This is a genomic window from Methylovirgula sp. 4M-Z18 (genome assembly GCF_037890675.1).
Classification (GTDB): Bacteria; Pseudomonadota; Alphaproteobacteria; order Rhizobiales; family Beijerinckiaceae; genus 4M-Z18.
In genome coordinates this window covers 4,532,229-4,550,216 of the sequence record NZ_CP149574.1, presented here as the reverse complement: position 1 = coordinate 4,550,216, position 17,988 = coordinate 4,532,229, and the positions used below count along the sequence as shown (strand labels likewise).

General features: G+C 60.9%; 16 protein-coding genes and 1 pseudogene. 10 read left to right on the top strand and 7 right to left on the bottom strand.

What is annotated here, in order from left to right; genetic code table 11:
* A pseudogene (locus V9T28_RS21040) lies at positions 1 to 1,418 on the bottom strand (M20 family metallopeptidase).
* A gap of 209 nt (positions 1,419 to 1,627) precedes the next feature.
* Between V9T28_RS21040 and V9T28_RS21035 the strand changes: the two are divergent.
* From V9T28_RS21035 to V9T28_RS21010, 6 genes are all read left to right on the top strand, one after another.
* Positions 1,628 to 2,413, top strand: a complete 786-nt coding sequence (locus V9T28_RS21035; protein WP_116401909.1) for an SDR family NAD(P)-dependent oxidoreductase — start codon at positions 1,628 to 1,630, stop codon at positions 2,411 to 2,413.
* A 70-nt stretch (positions 2,414 to 2,483) separates the two neighbouring features.
* Positions 2,484 to 3,680 carry an AGE family epimerase/isomerase gene (locus V9T28_RS21030; RefSeq protein WP_116401908.1) on the top strand — a complete coding sequence of 399 codons (1,197 nt, stop codon included), beginning with the start codon at positions 2,484 to 2,486 and terminating at the stop codon, positions 3,678 to 3,680.
* Between the two features lie 6 nt (positions 3,681 to 3,686).
* Positions 3,687 to 4,583 (top strand): SMP-30/gluconolactonase/LRE family protein, encoded by an 897-nt coding sequence (locus V9T28_RS21025; protein ID WP_116401907.1) that lies wholly within the window; start codon positions 3,687 to 3,689, stop codon positions 4,581 to 4,583.
* Between the two features lie 158 nt (positions 4,584 to 4,741).
* Positions 4,742 to 5,659, top strand: coding sequence for a pirin family protein (locus V9T28_RS21020; protein WP_116401906.1), 918 nt, complete (start codon positions 4,742 to 4,744; stop codon positions 5,657 to 5,659).
* A 51-nt stretch (positions 5,660 to 5,710) separates the two neighbouring features.
* Positions 5,711 to 6,724 (top strand): TRAP transporter substrate-binding protein, encoded by a 1,014-nt coding sequence (locus V9T28_RS21015; RefSeq protein WP_116401905.1) that lies wholly within the window; start codon positions 5,711 to 5,713, stop codon positions 6,722 to 6,724.
* Positions 6,702 to 8,579: a TRAP transporter large permease gene (locus V9T28_RS21010; RefSeq protein WP_116401904.1), complete on the top strand. Its 1,878-nt coding sequence runs from the start codon at positions 6,702 to 6,704 to the stop codon at positions 8,577 to 8,579. The genes V9T28_RS21015 and V9T28_RS21010 overlap by 23 nt, the downstream gene beginning before the upstream one ends.
* Positions 8,580 to 8,601: 22 nt before the next feature.
* Here V9T28_RS21010 and trpS read toward each other — a convergent pair whose 3' ends face one another.
* The 5 genes from trpS to V9T28_RS20985 all read right to left on the bottom strand — a co-directional run bounded on the left by trpS (position 8,602) and on the right by V9T28_RS20985 (position 14,068).
* A complete protein-coding gene (trpS, locus tag V9T28_RS21005) occupies positions 8,602 to 9,648 on the bottom strand; it encodes a tryptophan--tRNA ligase (RefSeq protein ID WP_116401903.1) in 1,047 nt (348 codons plus the stop codon).
* Positions 9,649 to 9,720: 72 nt separating this feature from the next.
* Entirely contained in the window at positions 9,721 to 11,277 is a 1,557-nt protein-coding gene (murJ, locus tag V9T28_RS21000; protein ID WP_116401902.1) for a murein biosynthesis integral membrane protein MurJ, read from the bottom strand.
* 201 nt (positions 11,278 to 11,478) lie between these two features.
* Positions 11,479 to 12,783 (bottom strand): ATP-dependent protease ATPase subunit HslU, encoded by a 1,305-nt coding sequence (gene hslU, locus V9T28_RS20995; RefSeq protein ID WP_116401901.1) that lies wholly within the window; start codon positions 12,781 to 12,783, stop codon positions 11,479 to 11,481.
* A 15-nt stretch (positions 12,784 to 12,798) separates the two neighbouring features.
* A complete protein-coding gene (hslV, locus tag V9T28_RS20990) occupies positions 12,799 to 13,353 on the bottom strand; it encodes an ATP-dependent protease subunit HslV (protein WP_116401900.1) in 555 nt (184 codons plus the stop codon).
* A gap of 82 nt (positions 13,354 to 13,435) precedes the next feature.
* A complete protein-coding gene (locus V9T28_RS20985; RefSeq protein WP_116401899.1) occupies positions 13,436 to 14,068 on the bottom strand; it encodes a LysE family translocator in 633 nt (210 codons plus the stop codon).
* A 137-nt stretch (positions 14,069 to 14,205) separates the two neighbouring features.
* Between V9T28_RS20985 and hisB the strand changes: the two genes are divergently transcribed.
* From hisB to hisA, 4 genes are read left to right on the top strand one after another with little or no spacing between them, the layout of a single operon-like run.
* Positions 14,206 to 14,799, top strand: coding sequence for an imidazoleglycerol-phosphate dehydratase HisB (gene hisB / locus V9T28_RS20980; protein ID WP_116401898.1), 594 nt, complete (start codon positions 14,206 to 14,208; stop codon positions 14,797 to 14,799).
* A gap of 3 nt (positions 14,800 to 14,802) precedes the next feature.
* Positions 14,803 to 15,246, top strand: a complete 444-nt coding sequence (locus V9T28_RS20975) for a DUF2628 domain-containing protein (RefSeq protein ID WP_116401897.1) — start codon at positions 14,803 to 14,805, stop codon at positions 15,244 to 15,246.
* On the top strand, positions 15,243 to 15,893 hold the full coding sequence (hisH, locus tag V9T28_RS20970; RefSeq protein ID WP_116401896.1) for an imidazole glycerol phosphate synthase subunit HisH: 651 nt from the start codon (positions 15,243 to 15,245) through the stop codon (positions 15,891 to 15,893). Before V9T28_RS20975 ends, hisH begins: the two co-directional genes overlap by 4 nt.
* 28 nt (positions 15,894 to 15,921) lie before the next feature.
* Positions 15,922 to 16,653, top strand: coding sequence for a 1-(5-phosphoribosyl)-5-[(5-phosphoribosylamino)methylideneamino]imidazole-4-carboxamide isomerase (gene hisA / locus V9T28_RS20965; RefSeq protein ID WP_116401895.1), 732 nt, complete (start codon positions 15,922 to 15,924; stop codon positions 16,651 to 16,653).
* A 37-nt stretch (positions 16,654 to 16,690) separates the two neighbouring features.
* Here the strand turns inward: hisA and V9T28_RS20960 are convergent, their stop codons facing one another.
* On the bottom strand, positions 16,691 to 17,812 hold the full coding sequence (locus V9T28_RS20960; RefSeq protein WP_116401894.1) for a branched-chain amino acid ABC transporter substrate-binding protein: 1,122 nt from the start codon (positions 17,810 to 17,812) through the stop codon (positions 16,691 to 16,693).
* Between the last annotated feature and the right edge of the window lie 176 nt (positions 17,813 to 17,988).

Below are 17,988 nucleotides of genomic sequence, written 5' to 3'. Positions count from 1 at the left end.
TCACCCTGACATCGCAACCGGCGGCTTCACATCGTCCGGGATCGGATTGACGAAGGACGTGCCAGCGAGCGGTCTTGCAGATCGGCCTTCGCCTCGGCGATCAAGTCCGGCTTGCGGATCAGATCAAGCGCAGTCGCGGCCATCACCTTGGCGCAGTGCTCCATCCCCTTGTGCGCCAGCGCGCTCTTGCCCTGCGCCACCACTTGCCAAGAATGGCCGGGCGTGCCGATGGTCCATGTGGCGCCGCGCATTTGCACGGTCGGCACCACCCAGCTCACGGTACCGACATCGGTCGAGCCGACGAGGCTGGTATCGCCGGCGCCGAGCGGCACGATGGCATCGGCAAGCGGCAGGCCTTTGCGCAACGGCACGCCGCCGCGCCGGAAGGCCGCGACGACATCATCCGCCGACAGCGTTGCCTGTATCTTTTCCGCGAAGGCCTTGTCACGCGCGTCGAAATGCGGCGGTCCGAGATGCAAGAGATGCTTGTGCATCAACGCTTCCAGCGTGCCATTGCCGACGAGATTGGCGTCGCCGCTTACAACCTCGCTGCGCACCTGCGTCTCGGTCATCAGCGCGGCGCCCTCGGCGATCTTCTTCACCCGCGCTACCAGCGCCTGCAATTCGGGCAAATCGCGGCCGCGTACCAGATAACGCACCGTCGCCTTGGCCTGGACCACGTTGGGCGCGGGGCCGCCCGCATCGATGAGCGCGTAATGAACCCGCGCGGTGCTCGGCATATGTTCGCGCATGTAATTCACGCCGACATTCATCAATTCCACGGCGTCGAGCGCCGAGCGGCCGAGATGCGGCGTCGCGGCCGCATGGGATGAACGGCCGGTGAAATGGAAATTCAATTCGTTGCAGGCGAGCGAAACCGGATTGTTGACCGCCGGGAAACAGGCCGGATGCCACGAGATCGCAATATCGACGTCATCGAACACGCCCGCCCGCACCATGAAGCCCTTGGCCGAGCCGCCTTCCTCCGCCGGACAGCCGTAATAGCGCACGCGGCCCTTGAGTTTATGCTTGTCGAGATAATCCTTGACCGCGGTCGCCGCCATCAGCGCGCCGGCGCCGAGCAGATTGTGCCCGCAGCCGTGGCCGTGGCCGCCTTCGGTAAGCGGCTGCGCGGCGGCGATGCCGGCCGCCTGGCTCAAACCCGGCAGCGCATCGAACTCGCCCAGGATGGCGATGACCGGCCCGTCCTCGCCCGCCTCGCCCATCAGAGCGGTTGGCAGATCTGCGACATGTTGCGTGACGCGAAAGCCTTGCGCCCGCAGCATTTCGAGATGCGCTTCGCTCGACAGCACTTCCTGATAATTGAGTTCCGGCGTTTCCCAGACCCGATCGCTCAGTTCAAAGAAGGCCTCACGTTTGGAGTCAACGAGTGTCCAGATTTCTTCGACATTGGGCATGAAAGGGCCTTTCAGGAAATTTGTTGGCACGCGACTCCGAGTTGCTGTGCGCCTGTCGGCAAAAGCAGCAACATCGGGTGAGTCGCTTTGGTAATCACACACGAATCATAGCCGCTATCGTGTCAATTTTCTGGCACCTTTGCGTTTGATTGACTAGCATGGTAGCGGGTCGATCGGCGGTTTTCGCACCGTTCGGTTGGGAGGAAACAATGGAAGATTTCGCCGGTAAGACGATCCTCGTGACGGGCGGTAGCCTCGGCATGGGATTGGCTTGCGCCACGCGTTTCGCAAAAGGTGGCGCCAATGTCGTGATCGTCGCCAACGACGACAAGTCAACGGACGAGGCCGTCAAATCGCTCGGCGATAAAGTGATCGGCTTTGTCGGCGACGTGCGCAAGAGTGCGGACATGGCGGCGGCGGCGGCCAAGGCGGTGCAAAGATTTGGCGGCATCGACTGCCTCGTGTGCTGCGCAGGCATTCAACGCTACGGCACCGTTGTCGAAACCGACGAAAACGTCTGGGACGATGTGCTGGACATCAATCTGAAAGGCATTTTCCTCGCCGCGAAATATGCCATTCCCGAAATCAAGAAGCGTGGCGGCGGCGCCGTCGTGGCGATTTCGTCGATCCAATCCTATGCCTCGCAAACCTCCGTCGCCGCCTATACAGCGAGCAAAGGCGGCGTCAATGCGCTCGTGCGCGCGATGGCGCTCGATCATGCCCACGACAATATTACGGTGAACGCGGTCTGCCCGGCTTCCGTCGATACGCCGATGCTGCGGCACAGCGCCGAGCTTTACAAAGGCAACAAGACAGCGGAGGACATTCTTGATGCCTGGGGCAGGGGCCATCCGATCGGCCGGATCGGCCAACCCTGGGAAATCGCCGAAGCCGTGGCGTTTCTGTGCAGCGACAAAGCCCGCTTCATCACCGGAGCCGATCTGAAGATCGATGGCGGCGTGATGGCCAAGGTCGGCATCGTGCTGCCGGAATAGGCCGGATCGCGCCGCAGGTATCGTCACATTCATCTGCAACACTTTTCGCACTGTTGAGGACATCGAAGCAATGACACTGCCCAACTTCCGCTCTCCGGACTTCCTGCTCGATCACATGAACAGGATCATGAATTTCTATTATCCGATCTGCATCAACAATGAGAACGGCGGATACTACAACGAATATCGCGACGACGGCTTCATCACCGATCGCGTCAATCAGCACATCGTCTCGACCACTCGGTTCATCTTCAACTTTTCGCTCGCCGCCGGCCTGTTCAACCGGCCCGAATTCGTCGACGCCGCCAAGCACGGCCTCACCTATCTGACCGACGTGCATCGTGACAAAGAGATGGGCGGCTATTTCTGGGAGATGGCTGGCACCGCACCGAAGGACGACAGCAAACAATGCTACGCCCATGCCTTCGTGCTGCTCGCCTATGCGACCGCGATGAAGGCCGGCATTCCCGGCATGCGCGAAAAAATCGCTGAAACATGGGATTTGCTGGAACAACGGTTCTGGCTGCCGCACGATAATCTCTATGCCGACGAATTCCACCGCGACTGGCGGCCCTTGTCCGATTATCGCGGCCAGAACTGCAACATGCATATGTGCGAGGCGATGATCGCAGGCTATGAGGCGACGGGCGAGACGCGCTATCTCGACCGCGCCGAGACAATCGCGCAACGAATCTGCGTCGACCTTGCGGCGCAGGCGAACGATGTGGTGTGGGAACATTATACCAAGGACTGGACGGTCGATTGGGAATACAACAAGGACAATCCGCGCCATCAATTCCGACCCTACGGCTATCAGCCGGGCCATATGACCGAATGGGCGAAGCTGTTGCTGATTCTGGAGCGCTACCGGCCGAAAGACTGGATGCTGCCGAAGGCCGAGAAGCTCTACCAATATGCCATGGCACGCGCGAGCGATGTCGCTTACGGCGGCCTGTATTATGCTTTCGGCCCGAACGACAAGATCTACGACCCCGACAAACATCATTGGGTGCAATGCGAAACCCTCGCCGCCATTGCCTGTCTCGCGATGCGCACCGGCAAGGAGCGCTACTGGCAGGATTACGATGCGCTGTGGACCTTCAGCTGGAACCACATGATCGACCGCGAAGGTGCCTGCTGGTACCGTATGTGCTCGCCGGAGGGAAAGCCGTTGAGCAACATCAAGAGCCCGGCGGCGAAGACGGATTATCATCCGTTCGGCGCCTGCTACGAGATCCTGCGCGTGACCGGCCAACTCAAAGGATAAGCGGGGATGAGCGTCAAACTGGTCCTCAATCCGCAGATGAACACGGGCGAGAGCATCGTGTGGGATGAGCGCAGAGAGAGTCTGTGCTGGGTCGACATCGGCAACAGGCGGATTCACCGCCTGCATCCCGCGAGCGGCCGGCACGAACAATGGGACGCGCCCGATTTCGCGACCTCCATCGGCCTACGCGAGGATGGCAGCGCCATCGTCGGCCTCGCGCGGGAAGTGGCGCTGTGGGATTTCGGCGGGCCGTTCAGGACTTTAGCGACGCCGGAGCCGCATCTGCCGGACAACCGCCTGAACGAAGGCGTCGTCGCGCCCGACGGCTCCTTCTGGGTCGGCACGATGCAAAGCAACCTCAATCCAGACGGGAGCGAGAAGGAAATGACGGCGATGCAAGGGTTTCTATACCGCATCGCCCCGGACGGACGGGTGACGCAATTGACGAAGCAAGCAGTCGGGATCAGCAACACGATGGTGTGGCTGGACGACGGGCGTTTCGTCTCCGCTGATACTTTGGCCAATCAGATGCACGTTTACAGGGTCGCGGAGGACGGCGCCGGGCTCTATGACCGGCAGGATTTCTTCGGCCCTTACGATCGCGGCCTGCCCGACGGATCGTGCCTCGATGCCGAAGGTTATGTCTGGAATTGCCGGGTGGTCGGCGGCTATGCGGTGGCGCGCATTGCCCCCGACGGCACGCTCGACCGGCTGATCGACCTGCCCTGCGCCTGGCCGACGAGCTGCACCTTCGGCGGCCCTGATCTCGCGACGCTATATGTGACCTCGGCACGCTTTACCATGAGCGCCGAGCATCTCGCCGCCAATCCGCAGGAAGGCGCGTTGTTTGCGGTCGAAACTGGCTGCCGCGGCCGATTGCATCATCGCTTCAAGGGAGCCTGACCGATTTGCCGAATTGGCTGGGCTAGGTGTAAAGGCCTTGGGTAAGATCGACAGCACAGAGTTCCAGAAGCTCGACGATTTGGGGGCAGGAGCTAAATCCTAGGCAGACGACAATAGATCCGACCGCCCAAACATCCACCCGCGACAGGAGCGTTTCCATGACCCTTTCCTCCAACGCCGCCGTCGAACAAGTCATCCTCCCGCCCGTGCGGGATCTGGGCGACGGTTTCAAGGTGCGGCGCGCCTTGCCCTCGGCGATGCGCCGCATGGTTGGGCCGTTCATCTTCTTCGACCAGTTCGGGCCGATCGTGTTCCGGGTCGGCGAGGGCCAGGACGTGCGGCCCCATCCCCATATCGGCCTCTCCACCCTCACCTATCTGATTGACGGCGAGATCGTGCACCGCGACAGCGCGGGAAACATGCAGGCGATCCGAGCTGGGGAAGCGAATTGGATGACGGCCGGGAGCGGCATCGTCCATTCCGAGCGCTCCAGCCCCGAGGCGCGCCGGGTGCCGAGCGCGCTGTTCGGCCAACAGATCTGGATCGCGCTGCCGACGGCTGTGGAAGAGATCGCCGGGCATTTTTCCCATCATGACGCGCAAAGCCTGCCCGTGCTGACCGGCGAGGGCGCGACCCTGCATCTGGTGGCGGGCATGGGGTTCGGCGCAAAATCGCCGGTGCCGGTCTATTCCGACTTGATCTACGCCGATGTGCAGCTTGCGGCCGGCGCCCGGTTCCAGATCCCGCCGGAACATATCGAGCGGGGGATCTATATCGTCTCCGGCGGCGTCGAGATCGTCGGCCAGGACGGCGTGTTCGGCGACACGCAGCTCATCATTTTCCGCCCCGGCGCCGAAATCATCCTGCAAGCGCAGGGTCCGACGCGTTTCATGATGATTGGCGGCGAACCCCTACCCGAAAAGCGTTACATCTACTGGAATTTCGTCTCGTCCTCGCGCGAGCGGATCGAGCAGGCGAAAGACGATTGGCGCAATCAGCGCTTTCCCGGGATCGTGGGGGAATCCGAATTCATCCCGCTGCCAGCCGACCCGCCGAACGTCACTTGGAAGGATTGAGTCTCATCGGCGAAGGCGGCATAAAGAGGCGGCAGACGGGGGAGACTATTCATGACTACACTCACGCGGCGCGGCTTTGCGCTTGGTACGGGCGCGCTCGCGGTCTCGGCTTTTGCCATTGGCAGGGCCCGTGCGGCGGAATTCAGCTATAAATTCGCCAATAACCTGCCCATCTCGCACCCCTTGAACGTCCGCGCGCAAGAGGCGGCGAACAAGATCCGCGAAGAGACTGGCGGGCGCTTCGACCTGCAGATCTTCCCGTCCAGCCAGCTCGGATCGGATACCGACACGCTGGGGCAGATTCGCTCGGGCGCCGTCGATTTCTTCACGCTGTCGGGCCTCATTCTCTCGACGCTGGTGCCCGCGGCCTCGATCAACGGCATCGGCTTTGCATTCAAGGATTACGACACGGTCTGGACGGCGATGGACGGCAAGCTTGGCGCCTTCATCCGCGGCGAGATCGAAAAGACCGGAACGATCCTTGCCTTGGAAAAAATCTGGGACAATGGGTTCCGCCAGACGACGACCTCGACGAAAGCGATTGCGACGCCGGACGATTTTGCCGGCTTGAAGATTCGCGTCCCGCCATCGCCGCTTTGGACGGCACTGTTTAAAGCCTTCGGCGCGGCGCCCACGACGATCAATTTCAACGAGACCTACAACGCCCTGCAATCGAAGATCGTCGATGGCGAGGAAAATCCACTGGCGGTGATCGACACGGCCAAGCTGTACGAAGTGCAAAGCCATTGCTCGCTGACCAATCACATGTGGGACGGCTTCTGGCTGCTCGCCAATAAGAGCAATTGGGAAGCGCTGCCGGAGGATGTCCGCACCGTCGTCAGCAAACATCTGAACGCGGCCGGCCTGAACGAACGCGCCGATATTGCAACCCTCACCACCGGCCTGCAGACGAGCCTTGCGGCCAAGGGCATGAAATTCAACACCGTCGATCCCGCGCCATTCCGCGACAAGCTCAAGTCCGCCGGGTTCTACAAGGAGTGGAAGGCAAAATACGGTGATAAGGCTTGGGCCGCGTTGGAGGATGCGGTGGGGGCGCTGGGGTGAGGGGGCGATCTGGACCACGAGATATATTTTTCCCGTGACATTCTCCCGCCTCGAACGCCTGCTCATCCGCCTCGTCGAAATCCCAGCGGCATGTCTTGTCGTCGCCGAGATCGCGGTTCTGTTTTCCGGCGTCGCCGCACGTTATGTCTTTCGCGCGCCGCTCACCTGGTCCGACGAAGTCGCCTCCATCCTGTTCCTCTGGCTCGCGATGTTCGGTGCCGTGCTTGCGCTCGCCAAGGGCGAGCATATGCGCATGACCGCCCTGGTAACGCGTCTGCGCGGCGCACGGCGCGATTTCTTCGATGCGTTGAGCGTGGCGGCGGGCTTGGGATTTCTCATCTGCATCCTTGGTCCCACCTTGCATTGGGCACAGGACGAAAGCATCGTCGCAACACCCTCTCTTGAAATCTCCAGCCTCTGGCGTGCGGCAGCCTTCCCGATCGGCATTGGCTTGATGATCGTCTTTTCGCTGCTGCGTCTGGCCATGCGCACATCATGGGTTCATACGTTCGCGGCGCTCGTTGTCGTTGCCGCGCTCATGGCCGCTTTCTGGGAAGCGATGCCGATATGGAAGAGCCTCGGCAATTGGAACCTGCTCGTGTTCTTCTTCGGCTTGGTTGCAACTTGCGTGTTCTCCGGCGTGCCGATCGCCTTTTCCTTCGCGCTGGCGACGCTCGGCTATCTTGCCCTCACGACACGTGTACCGCTGACGACTTTGGTCGGCCGGATGGATGAGGGCATGGCGCATTTGCAACTTCTGGCGGTGCCGCTCTTCATCGTGCTCGGCCTCCTGATGGAAATGACCGGCATGGCCAAGGCGATGGTGCGTTTTCTCAGCGCGCTGCTCGGCCATGTCCGCGGCGGACTGTCCTATGTGCTGATCGGCGCAATGTATCTCGTCTCCGGCATTTCCGGCGCCAAGGCCGCCGATATGGCCGCCGTCGCCCCCGCGCTGTTTCCCGAAATGATCGCGCGCGGCGAGAAAGCCGGCGATCTTGTCGCGCTGCTCGCCGCGACCGGCGCGCAGACCGAAACGGTGCCACCTTCGATCGTGCTGATCACCATCGGCTCGGTGACCAGTATTTCGATCGCCGCGCTGTTTACCGGCGGCCTGGTGCCTGGCCTGGTGCTGGCGATTGGCCTCTGTCTCGTCGTCGGATCGCGGACGCGGCACGAAACCGCGCAGCTTGCGCCGCGTGCGACCATGGCGGAGATCGGCAAGTCCCTGCTGCTGGCGCTGCCCGCCCTTGCCTTGCCGTTCATCATCCGCGCAGCGGTGGTGGGCGGCGTCGCGACCGCAACGGAAGTCTCGACCATCGGCATCGCCTATACGCTGCTTGCGGGCTTGGCTTTCTACCGGCAATTCGACTGGGCTCGGCTCGGCCGCATCCTCGTCGAGACGGCAACGCTGTCGGGCGCGATTCTCCTCATCATCGGCGCCGCCTCGGCCATGGCCTGGGGCCTGACGCAATCGGGCTTCTCGCGCACGCTCGCCGCAGCCATGACCCATCTGCCGGGAGGGTCCTACAGTTTCCTGATCGTCTCGATCCTGGCCTTCATCATCCTTGGATCGGTGCTGGAAGGCATTCCGGCCATCGTGCTGTTCGGGCCGCTGCTCTTTCCCATCGCGCGCACACTCGGCATCCACGAGGTGCATTATGCCATGGTCGTCGTGCTCGCCATGGGCCTCGGACTTTTCGCCCCACCCTTCGGCGTCGGCTATTACGCCGCCTGCGCGATCGGCAAAGTCGATCCGAATGAAGGCATCGGTCCGATCCGCATCTACATGCTGGCGTTGTTGGCCGGGCTGATCGTGGTCGCGGCCGTGCCGTGGTTGTCGATCGGGTTCTTGTGAAGAACAGTTTCGTGCAGCGTGATCACCGCACGAAACCAACGATATCCTTCACCGCATCCATATTCTGTCGGGCGATCACCCGCGCGCGATCCGCTCCGTCCTTCAGCACGGAATCGATATAGGCCGCGTCACCGCTGAGACGCTTCATCTCGGCCGTCACCGGCCCGAGCTTCGCCACGGCGAGATCGACCAGCGCCGCCTTGAAGGCCGAGAATTGGCCGCCGCCGAATTGCTTCAGCACCTCTTCCTTCGACTGGCCCGACAAGGCGCTGAAAATGCCGATCAGATTCTCGGCTTCCGGCCGGCCGGCGAGACCCTGCATTTCGGAAGGCAGCGGCTCGGGATCGGTCTTGGCGCGGCGGATCTTCAGCGCGATCGTGTCCGCATCGTCGATGAGATTGATGCGCGAATAATCCGACGGATCGGATTTCGACATTTTCTTGGTGCCGTCGCGCAGCGACATCACGCGCGTGGCCGGACCTTGGATCATCGGCTCGGGCAGCGGGAAAAATTCCTCGCCAAAACCGTGTTCGGCAATCGAGGCGGCAAAATCATTGTTGAACTTTTGCGCAATGTCGCGCGCGAGCTCAAGATGCTGTTTCTGATCTTCGCCGACCGGCACGTGGGTTGCGCGGTAGACGAGAATGTCGGCGGCCATCAGGTTGGGATAGGCATAGAGGCCGACCGACGCATTCTCCCGGTCCTTGCCCGCCTTCTCCTTGAACTGAGTCATGCGATTGAGCCATCCAAGCCGCGCGACGCAATTGAACACCCAGGCGAGCTCGGCATGTTCCGCGACCTGGCTCTGATTGAAGATGATGTGCTTCTTCGCGTCGATGCCCGCGGCCAAATAGGCGGCCGTCACCTCGCGGATGCTCTTGCGCAATTCATGCGGATCTTGCGCGACGGTGATTGCATGCATGTCGACAACACAATAAATGCAATCGTGCGTGCGCTGCATCGCCACCCAATTCACCATGGCACCGAGATAATTGCCCAGGTGCAGATTTCCCGACGGCTGCATGCCGGAGAAAACGCGCGGCGGGATAGTGAGACTTGTCTCGGTCATGGAACACTCAGATTTAAAAATCGTGGGATGGGGCAGGTTTATCGCAATGCACGGGCGCGAAGGCAAGAGGATTCAGCGCTTGATCATCTGCCGCAATTCGGACCAATTCATCGCCCCCAGAAGGCGGCAAAGAACGAGATAGGCAAGCAATCCGGACCCGCATAGTGCCGCAAGGGCGATCACCTTGACGGCAAAGGGCTCGGCGACATCCAGCCATCCCTGCAGGAACCACATCGCGATGGCGAGAATGAGGCCCATCGCGAGCGACGCGCTGAGAAGCCGGGCGCAGCGCGACGCCATCGCGCGCGTGATCCGAAGCTGTCCCCGCCGCCACAAAAGAAACCCTAAACCAAGCGCATTGAACCAGCCGGCAAGGCTCGCGGCGAACGCAATGCCAGCGCTGCCGTAGGTGCGAAACAGCAACAGGGACAGCACGATATCGAGCGCTGCACCGAAACAGGCGATCAGCATTGGACGGCGCATATCGTGCCGCGCGAAGAAGGCCGGCTGCAATGCTTTGGCGATGATGTAACCGGCAAGGCCGAGTGCATAGGCGCGCAATGTCGCCGCAGTCGCACCGCTCGCAAGGGGCGAAAACACGCCATGCTGAAACAGAACCGTGACAATCGGCTCCGCCGCAACGCAAAGTGCAACCGATGCCGGCAGCGTGAGGAACAGGCTGAATTCCAGCGCGCGGCTCTGTGCGCGCTGCGCGCTGGATTCATCGCCACGGGCGAGATGGCGGCTGAGTTCGGGCAGAAGCACGAGCCCAAGTGCGACGCCGACAATGCCGAGCGGCAGTTGATAGACGCGATCGGCATAATAGAGATAGGAAACCGCTCCCGCCGCGGCCGAACCGATGATCGTTCCAACGAAAGCATTCACATGGGTAATGCCGCCGGCCAAGATGCCGGGCACGCTCATCGCCAAAAGGCGGCCGACATCGCGCGATGGTTTCGGCCAGCGCGGCACGAAGCCGACATGCGCCGCGCGAACACCCAACCCGCACAACAGCAGTTGCGCGAGGCCGGCGAGACTGACGCCGACGCTCAGCCAGATCGCAGCCTGCCGCGTGCCGGAAATTCCGGCGATGAAGCAGAGCAAAATCGAGCCGAGCAGCACGATATTGAGCGCAACCGGCGCGAAGGACGCGACGGTGAAGCGATGTGCCGCATTCAACAGGCCGGCGAACAAGGCCGCCAGAATGGCGAAGCTTAAGAACGGAAAAGTCAGGCGCGCCAGAAAAACGGTGAGCGCAAATTTGTCGGCCTGCGCGGCAAAGCCAGGCGCCAACGCATAGACGACCAACGGCATGAAGATTTCCGCCAAAACTGTCAGCGCGAGCAGCAACAGGCAGAGATGGGCGAAAACATTGGCGGCAAAAGCGCGCGCCGCCGCCGCGCCGTTCGCTTCCGCCTTATCGATATAGGCGGGCACGAAGGCGGAATTGAACGCGCCTTCCGACAAGAGACGGCGAAAGAGGTTGGGCAGGCGGAACGCCACGACAAAGGCATCGGCCAAGGGGCCCGAGCCGAGCGACGACGCGATCAGCATATCGCGGGCAAAGCCGAGCAAACGCGAGAGGGCGGTGCCGGAGCCGACCGTGAGAAAGCTACGGGCGAGGGACATGTGCCGCTCTTACAGGTGTTGGCTGGAAGCCGCGTGGCAACGGGTCTTGCACTCCTCCCTCATCCGTCATTGCGAGCGCAGCGAAGCAATCCATCTCCCAACCTACGTTACAATCGATTGTCTGGCAGCAGCGGTCGCGACTGCGGCCAAATTATCAGGGGAGTGGATGGATTGCTTCGCTGCGCTCGAAATGACGAGCACCTACAAAATAAACCGGCTCAAATCCGCGTTGCGCGCGAGGTCGCCGATATTCTTTTCGACAAAAGCGCCGTCGATCGTGATCGTCTCGCCGAAACGGTCGGTCGCGGTGAAGCTGATGTCGTCGAGCACCCGCTCCATCACGGTCTGCAACCGGCGCGCGCCGATATTTTCCACCGTCGAATTGACCTGCACCGCAACTCGCGCCAAAGCCTCGATCGCATCGGACGTGAAGACGAGGTCGACGCCTTCCGTCTTCATCAGTGCCACATATTGCTTGATCAGGCTCGCTTCCGTGTCGGTCAGGATGCGGCGGAAATCCTCTTCGTTGAGCGAGGCGAGTTCGACGCGGATCGGCAGACGGCCCTGCAATTCCGGCAAGAGGTCGGACGGTTTTGAGACGTGAAAGGCGCCCGATGCAATGAAGAGAATGTGATCGGTCTTCACCGTCCCATGTTTCGTCGCCACATTGGTGCCTTCGATCAGCGGGAGAAGATCGCGCTGCACGCCTTCGCGCGAAACGTCACCGCCGCGGCCTTCGCGCGAGCAGATCTTGTCGATCTCGTCGAGGAAGACGATGCCATTGCTTTCGACTTCGCGAATCGCCTCTTGCACAAGCTGTTCTTGATCCATCAGCTTGTCGCTCTCTTCCGCGATCAAGGGTTCATAGGCTTCGCGCACGGTCGTGCGGCGGGTCTTCGTGCGTTGGCCGAAGCCCTTGCCGAAAATGTCGCCAATGTTGATGGCGCCGACCGAAGCGCCCGGCATGTTCGGCAATTCGAACATCGGCAGGCCGCCCGACGATTGCGTCAGTTCGATCTCGATTTCCTTGTCGTCGAGTTCGCTCGCGCGCAGCTTCTTGCGGAACGAATCGCGCGTCGTGCCGCTCGCGTTGGCGCCGACAAGCGCATCGAGCACGCGCTCCTCAGCAGCAAGCTGCGCCTTGGCCTGCAGGCCTTTGCGCTTTGAGTCCTTGATGAGCGAGATACCGACTTCGAGCAAGTCGCGAACGATCTGCTCGACATCGCGACCGACATAACCGACCTCGGTGAATTTTGTGGCTTCGACCTTCAAGAACGGTGCGTTGGCGAGCTTGGCGAGCCGGCGGGAAATTTCCGTCTTGCCGCAGCCGGTCGGCCCGATCATCAGAATGTTTTTCGGCAGAACTTCTTCGCGCATCGTGCCTTCAAGCTGCAGACGCCGCCAGCGGTTGCGCAAAGCGATTGCCACGGCACGTTTCGCGTCGCCCTGGCCGACGATGAAGCGATCGAGTTCGGAGACGATTTCACGGGGAGAAAAGTCGGTCATAAAACTATCCTTGAATCAAATCGTCTCGATCACCAGCGAGTGATTGGTGAAGACGCAAATGTCGGCAGCGATCTTCATCGCGCGGCGGACGATTTCTTCGGGATCAAGATCGGTATCGATCAACGCGCGGCCGGCGGCCAGCGCATAATTGCCGCCCGAGCCAATCGCCATAACACTGCCTTTTTCGCTCTGCTCCGGCTCAAGCACGTCGCCAGTGCCAGTGAGCACGAGCCCGGTCGTCTTGTCGGCCACCAGCATCATCGCCTCGAGGCGGCGCAAATAGCGGTCGGTCCGCCAATCCTTGGCGAGTTCGACGCAGGCGCGGGTCAACTGGCCGGGATATTGCTCGAGCTTGGCTTCGAGCCGCTCGAACAAGGTGAACGCGTCCGCCGTCGCACCGGCAAAACCGGCGATCACGTCGCCCTTGGCCAGGCGCCGGACCTTTTTGGCATTTCCCTTGATGATCGTATTGCCAAGGCTGACCTGGCCGTCACCGCCGATCACCGTCTTGCCGTCCTTGCGGACCATAAGAATGGTAGTGGCGTGCCAGGATTGGGGGGATTCACTCATGCGGAACTCTCTCGGGGCCAAAGGACCGGACACGACCGATCTATGGGCCCGCGAGGTCAGTTGCAAGAGGCGAAGGTGATCTCTAGCGGCTAGCGTCCGTCGCAATCTTGACGGCCAGCGCCGCCAAAACCGTGCCCATCAGATACCGCTGCACCTGGCCCCAGGTCGGGCGTTTGGCCAGGAATCCGGCGATCGTGCCGGCGGTAATCGCGAAAAACGCGTTGCCGATCACGCTGACCACGATCTGCGTCGCGCCAAGAATCAGTGATTGTTCCAGCACATGGCCGGCCTGCTGGTCGATGAACTGAGGCAGCAGCGACATATACAACATGGCGATCTTGGGGTTGAGCAGCGACGTCACAAATCCCATGGTGAAGAGCCGTCGCGGCGAATCCGGCGGCAGATCGCGGACCTGGAACGGCGCCCGGCCGCCGGGCTTGAGCGCCTGCCAGGCGAGATAGGCGAGGTAGATCGCGCCGCCGAAATGCAAAGCGTCATAGGCGAGCGGCACGGCAAAAAGCAGCGCCGTGATGCCGAAAGCCGCGCACAGCATGTAAACGAAAAAGCCGAGCGCCACGCCCCCGAGCGAAATCAGCCCGGCCAAGCGGCCCTGGCAGATGGAGCGCGAGACGAGATAAATCATGTTGGGGCCAGGCGTCAGCACCATGCCCAAACAGAGCAGCGCAAAGGCTGCCCAAGTCGAAAAAGCGATCATGACAGGATCCAAAACAAGTGATTATTAAGCCTATACAACACCATAGGCCTTTGGCACGAGTGCTGAAATCGCATAGCTCTATGGCCAAAAGGCCTCGAGCTTGTTAGAAGCCTCACGTTTTAACGGGAAACCCCTCCATGCGCAGCGCTGCCATCACGCGCACCACCAAGGAAACCGACATCGCCGTCAAGGTCAATCTCGACGGCACCGGCATCGCCAAGCTCGCGACCGGCATCGGCTTTTTCGAACATATGCTCGACCAGATCGCCCGCCATGCGATGATCGATCTGGAGGTGGCCGCCAAAGGGGATCTGCATATCGATCAACACCATACGGTGGAGGATGTCGGCATCGCGCTCGGCCAGGCGATCCGTGAAGCCTTGGGCGACAAGCGCGGCATTACCCGTTATGCGCACGCCTATCTGCCGATGGACGAGACGCTGACCCGCGTCGCGCTCGACTTTTCGGGCCGGCCGTTCTTGGTTTGGAAAACGAGCTTTTCCAACGCTAAAATTGGCGACTTCGACACCGAATTGGTGCGCGAATTCTTTCAGGCTTTCGCGATGAATGCCGGTTTGACCTTGCATGTGGAAACGCTTTATGGCGACAACAATCACCATATTGCCGAATCCTGCTTCAAGGGTCTTGCACGCGCCTTGCGCGAGGCGATGACGGTCGACCCGCGCCAGGCCGACAGGATTCCCTCGACCAAAGGCACATTGGGGGGGTGAACTATGGCTATTTACACCATTCATGTTCCCAACGGCGAGATGCTGCCGGAAGCGGCGGATCAAGTCCGGTTCGTACCTGAGCAATTCGCGTGGCGCGCGCTGGTGTTCGGCCCGCTGTGGCTGCTGTGGAACCGATTGTGGGTTGAAGGCAGCGCCGCGCTGGCGCTGATCGTCGCCTGGTACGGAATCGTCCGCTGGCAATCCTGGCCCGAAAGCGCGTTTGGGCTCGGCGTGCTGCTGCTCAATGTGCTGCTCGGCCTCGAAGGGCGCACCTTGCTGCGCGCTGCCTTGACCCGGCGCAATTACACGCTGACCGGCGTGGTCATGGGCGACACTTTGACAGCAGCAGAGCTGCATTTCTTCAGCCGCTGGACGCCCGGCGCGCCGCAGCCACAGCAAAGCCCGGATGTGATCGGCCTCTTTCCGCAGGCGGAGGGCCGCCGGTGAGTGTTGCGATCATAGATTACGGCTTGGGCAATTTGCATTCGGTGCAAAAGGCGTTCGAGCGGGTGGCGCAGGAGGCGGCTCTGCCCGGCCCCATCCTCGTCACGGCCGATCCGGACAAGGTCCGCGAGGCCGACAGGATCGTCCTGCCCGGTGTCGGTGCTTTTGCCGATTGCGCCGCCGGCCTCAATGCCATTGCCGGCATGCGTGATGCGCTGGAAGAGGCGGTGCGGCACAAGGGCCGGCCGTTCCTGGGGATTTGCGTCGGCATGCAATTGATGGCCTCGCGCGGCCTCGAACATGTGATTACGCCGGGTCTCGATTGGATCGCTGGCGACGTGAAGGCAATCACGCCGAGCGATGCGAATCTGAAGATCCCGCATATGGGCTGGAACACCCTGCGGATCTTGCGCGAGCACCCGCTGCTCGCCGATATCGCTACGGGCGAACGGGGCTTGCACGCCTATTTCGTCCATTCCTTTCACCTAGATGCCAAGCATCTCAGCGACGTCGTCGCGGAGGCCGAGTACGGCGGTCCCGTCACGGCGATCGTCGCCAAGGACAATATGTTCGGCACCCAGTTTCACCCCGAGAAAAGCCAGACGCTCGGGCTGCGGCTCATCGGCAACTTCCTGACCTGGAAGCCTTGAAGCCAAAATGATCTAAGAAAGCCAAACCATGATTCTCTTCCCCGCCATCGACCTGAAAGAGGGCGAGTGCGTGCGCCTCGTCCATGGCGATATGGCGCAAGCCACCGTGTTCAACACCAACCCGGCCGCGCAGGCGAAAAGCTTTGAGGCACAGGGCTTTGAATATCTGCACGTGGTCGATCTCGACGGCGCCTTCGCCGGCAAGCCGATGAATGCGCAAGCGGTCGATGCGATCCTCGCCACCGTCAAAATGCCGATGCAGCTCGGCGGTGGCATTCGCGACATGCGCACCATCGACGGCTGGCTCGCCAAGGGCGTCGCCCGCGTCATCATCGGCACGGCAGCGGTGAAAAATCCCGACCTCGTGCGGGAGGCCGCACGCCGGCATCCGGGCCGCGTCGCCGTCGGTATCGATGCGCGCGACGGTCTGGTCGCCGTGGACGGCTGGGCGCAGACGTCCGAGATCACCGCTAGCGAACTCGGCAAAAGATTCGAGGACGCCGGCGTCGCCGCGATCATCTACACGGATATTTCGCGCGACGGGGTGTTGAAGGGCCTCAATCTCGACGGCACGCTCGCCCTCGCCGAGGCGGTCCAAATTCCGGTCATCGCCTCGGGCGGGCTTGCCTCGCTCGACGATGTGAAGCAATTGTTGCAGCCGCGCTGCGCCAAGCTGGCCGGTGCAATCACCGGGCGCGCGCTATATGACGGGCGGATTGACCCGGCGGAAGCGCTGGCGCTGATAAAAGCGCGCCGATGAAAAGCCAGTTGGCAGCAGATTTGTTTTGTTATGAGCCCTACTTCGCCAGCTCGGTGTAGGTGATCTGCCCAGCTGCATCCTTATTCCAGGAGTACATAACGTAATCGGGATCTTTGCGGTCGCCTTTGGCGTCAAAAGAAAGATCACCTAGGACGGTATGGAAGATCATGCCCGAATGGATGGCATCGGCCATCTGATGCGAGTCGAGGCTCTTTGCTGTATCCGCTGCCTGTTTCATGATCTCGACGGCGGCATAAGAATAAAATACGAAGGCGCCGGGGTCGACATTTTTGGCCTTCATTTCTGCCACAAGCTTTGCAGCAGAGGCTTTCTTGGCTGGATCCGGACCGAAAGTCATAAGCGTGCCGATAACGGCATCTCCGCCGATGGTGGCGTATTCATTGGTCACGATACCATCGCCAGACATTATTTGCACTTTCATCCCCTGATCGTGCATTTGACGGGCAATGAGACCACCCTCTGTCTGCAAGCCGCCCCAATAGACCACATCGGCCCCGGATTCCCTGATTTTAGAGACAATGGCGGAGTAATCCTTCTCGCCTGCGTTGACGCCTTCATAAAGCACTTCTGGCACGCCCTTGGCCAACGCAACCTTGCGCGTCTCGTCGGCGAGCCCCTTGCCATAAGTGGTTTTGTCGTGGATGAAAGCGACTTTCTTACCTTTGAGTTCCTTGGCAAGATAAGCGCCGGCAACCGCGCCCTGCTGGTCGTCGCGCCCGCATGTGCGGAAAACATTCCACATTCCGCGGTCGGTCAGCTTCGGGTTTGTCGCACCCGGGCTGATGTCGAGCATGTCGTTGTCTTCATAGACTTCGGAAGCCGGAATATTGACACCGGAATTATAATGGCCAACCACCAGTTTGACGCCATCAGCGGCAAGCTTATTGGCAACGGATACGCCCTGCTTGGGATCGGAAACATCGTCGCCCTCATCAATCTCGATCTTCTGACCAAGGACGCCGCCGGCGGCATTGATGTCATCGACGGCCAGTTTCGTGCCGTCCAAGATCTCCTTACCGAATACCGCGTTCGGGCCGGTCATTGGGCCGACGACGCCAAGCTTAACTTGTGCCTGCGCTGCGCCCGCCCAAGCAAGGCCAACACACAACATCAGGCTGGATAGGTGCAATGTTTTCATCCGATTCCTCCTAGGATTGTAAGCGTCCGAATTTGGTCGCCGCCTCGAAACAAGGGCTCGAACGCTATTGGCTCGCTGGAACCATTATTGTGTGGATATAAAAAATTAGTCAAGCCACACAATTGAGGATTTTGCAAAAAATCCCTCACCTCGTAATTTGAGCAAAACCTGGCTAA